Below are 2,802 nucleotides of genomic sequence, written 5' to 3'. Positions count from 1 at the left end.
GCCTTTAATTCATTGGCTTTATTATAATTTGAAAGTTCCAGTAAGGGAGTATTTCCTATTAAATCTACTAAACTCTTAGCTATCATTTTCCACCACTCCTTTATGTTTACTATTAAATAAAATGATAATTTTTCAATCCGAAAGAATATTCTATATATTCTTCATAGCCTGATCTAAATCCATGATAAGGTCTTCTGCGTTTTCTATTCCTACTGATAGTCTGAGGAGTTTGTCTGTGACTCCTATTCTGTCTCTTATCTCTTGAGGTATAGAGGCGTGGGTCTGAGTCTGAGGATATGTTATTAGGCTCTCCACTCCCCCTAAACTTTCTGCAAAAGTTATTATTTGTACATTTTTTAAAATTTCTTCCACTGCCTGTACATTTTTTATCGTAAAAGATATCATAGCACCAAATCCCCTAGCCTGTTTTAAGGATATTTCATGGCCTTTATGTTCAGGAAGTCCCACATAATAAACTTCATCTACTCTGTCTTTTTGTTCTTTCAGCCATTTGGCTATTTTCATTGCATTTCCCTGCTGTTTTTCCATTCTGACAGCCAGAGTTTTTATTCCTCTCAGAATAAGCCAGCTGTCAAATGGAGACAGTACTCCTCCGATTGAATTCTGTAAAAATTTAATTTTTTCTATCAATTCCTCGTCATTTAAAACAACAAGTCCTGCCAAGGTATCATTGTGTCCTCCCAGGAATTTGGTTCCACTGTGTACAACTATATCTGCCCCAAGTAAAATTGGGTTCTGAAAATAAGGACTCAAAAATGTATTGTCTACAATGGTTAGAGCCTTATTAATCTTAGCTAACTTTATAATTTCTGCTATATCTGTGACCTTCATCATAGGGTTAGATGGAGTCTCTATAAATATGGCCTTTGTATTTTTATTTATCGCATCTGACACTGATTCTATCTCTGTGGTATCTACAAAAGTGTGGCTTATTCCGTACTTATTATACACCTCTTCAAAAAGCCTGTAGGTACCCCCATAAAGATCGTCTGATACAATTATGTGATCTCCAGGAGAAAATATATTCAAAACTGTAGAAATTGCAGCCAGTCCTGTTGAAAATGCAAATCCTGCTTTGGCACCCTCTATACTCGCTACGGTATTTTCCAGCTCTTCCCTGGTGGGGTTCTGAAGTCTGGAATAATCATATCCAGTGCTTTCATTTAATGCAGGATGCCTAAATGTAGCCGTCTGATAAATAGGATAGCTAATTGCACCTGTATGCTCATCATATCCCTTGTATCCGTGTACAACCTTTGTATCTATAAATTTATCTTTTTCCACCTGTATCCACTCCCCTAATTTTATATGCTGTTTACAGCTTTTTCAAGTCTGTCCAGGGCTTCTTCAAGAATATCTTTAGGACAGGCTATATTCATTCTTTGAAATCCTTTTCCCTCTTCCCCGAAGCTGATACCGTCATTGAGTAAAATTCCAGCTTTTTCTATCATAAATTTTTTGAGATCTTCATCACTCAGTCCCAACCCGCTGCAGTCCATCCACAATAAATAAGTAGCTTCGGGTTCTATCAGTTTAAGTTTTGGCATCTTATTTTCTATTCGTTTTTTTACAAGTTCCTTATTTACTTCCAGATAATCTAAAAGCTCCTCTAGCCAGGGCTCTCCGTATCTGTATGCAGTTTCACAGGCAACCATACCAAATACATTCAATCTTGAAACCTCTATATTTTCAAGAGCAATTTTGTACTCCCTTCGGAAATTTTCATTGGGAATTATTATATTAGAACTCTGAAGTCCAGCCAGATTAAAAGTCTTACTCGGTGCAGTACAAATTATAGAATTTTGTTCAAACTCCTTTGATATACTTGCAAAAGGGGTGTATTTGTGTCCCTTATACACTAGATCAGAATGAATTTCATCTGATACCACTGTAACATTATTTTTTAGGCAAATTTCTCCTATTCTTAATAACTCATCTCTTGTCCATACCCTCCCCACTGGATTGTGCGGGTTGCACAGAACCATTATTTTTGTTCTTTCATCCTCTAGTTTTTCTTCAAGGTCTTCAAAGTCCATCTTATATTTTCCATTAACCAGTTTAAGAGAACTCGTCACAAGCTCACATCCGCTTCTTATCACTGCTCCAAAAAATGGACTGTAAACTGGGGTCTGTATGAGTACCCTGTCCCCTGGATGTGTCAGTGCACGTATTGTCAGGCTAATACCAGTAACAACTCCCGGACTAAAACATAGCCACTCTTTTTCAATTTTCCAGTTGTATCTTTTTTTTGTCCACCCTGCCAACGACTCATAGTATTCATCCTTCATCTCACTATAACCGTAGATTCCCTGGGCCGCCCTCTCAATTATAGCTGTTTTGACTTCAGGCACTGTTTCAAAGTCCATATCTGCTATCCACATAGGGATAATATCCTTCTTATTTGATATTCTTTTTACCGTATTCCACTTAAGAGAATCTTTTATCTCGTGATTAAAACCCCTGTCAAAATTATACTTCATATTCCCCCCTGTTATTTTTCATCCTAATGATAGTCTTTTCTTTAATTCATATATGTCATCAAAACTTTGTTATATTACCCCAATTTTTTAAAATACACTTAATACACGTATATTTGTTCTATATCTAAATTTAACATAATTTACCTCATTAATCAAGAAATTTTATATTTTTGTTAAAATAATCTTCATAATAATACAAATTTTATATCACTGTTCCGCTATCAATAAAAAAATCAGGAAAAATTCCCTGATTTTTTTATATTTTATACGGTAAATATGTCACCGGTTTAATGATAAGTTC

At 35.4% G+C, this 2,802-nt stretch carries 2 protein-coding genes; both read right to left on the bottom strand.

All coding sequences use genetic code 11. From position 1 onward, the window contains the following. Positions 1 to 150: 150 nt before the first annotated feature. Entirely contained in the window at positions 151 to 1,305 is a 1,155-nt protein-coding gene (locus ABZA26_RS11850) for a PLP-dependent aspartate aminotransferase family protein (protein WP_372714728.1), read from the bottom strand. A 20-nt stretch (positions 1,306 to 1,325) separates the two neighbouring features. Continuing rightward, a complete protein-coding gene (locus ABZA26_RS11845; RefSeq protein WP_372714727.1) occupies positions 1,326 to 2,501 on the bottom strand; it encodes a MalY/PatB family protein in 1,176 nt (391 codons plus the stop codon). Positions 2,502 to 2,802 lie beyond the last annotated feature (301 nt).

Origin of the sequence: Ilyobacter sp. (genome assembly GCF_041583315.1) — a bacterium.
Classification (GTDB): Bacteria; Fusobacteriota; Fusobacteriia; order Fusobacteriales; family Fusobacteriaceae; genus Ilyobacter.
The sequence above is the reverse complement of the archived record's forward strand: the minus strand, read 5'-3'. Positions and strand labels throughout refer to the sequence as shown.

Bases quoted from the DNA above. Each gene is read 5' to 3' on its own strand.
- ABZA26_RS11845 (WP_372714727.1), bottom strand. From the start codon at position 2,501: ATGAAGTATAATTTTGACAGGGGTTTTAATCACGAGATAAAAGATTCT.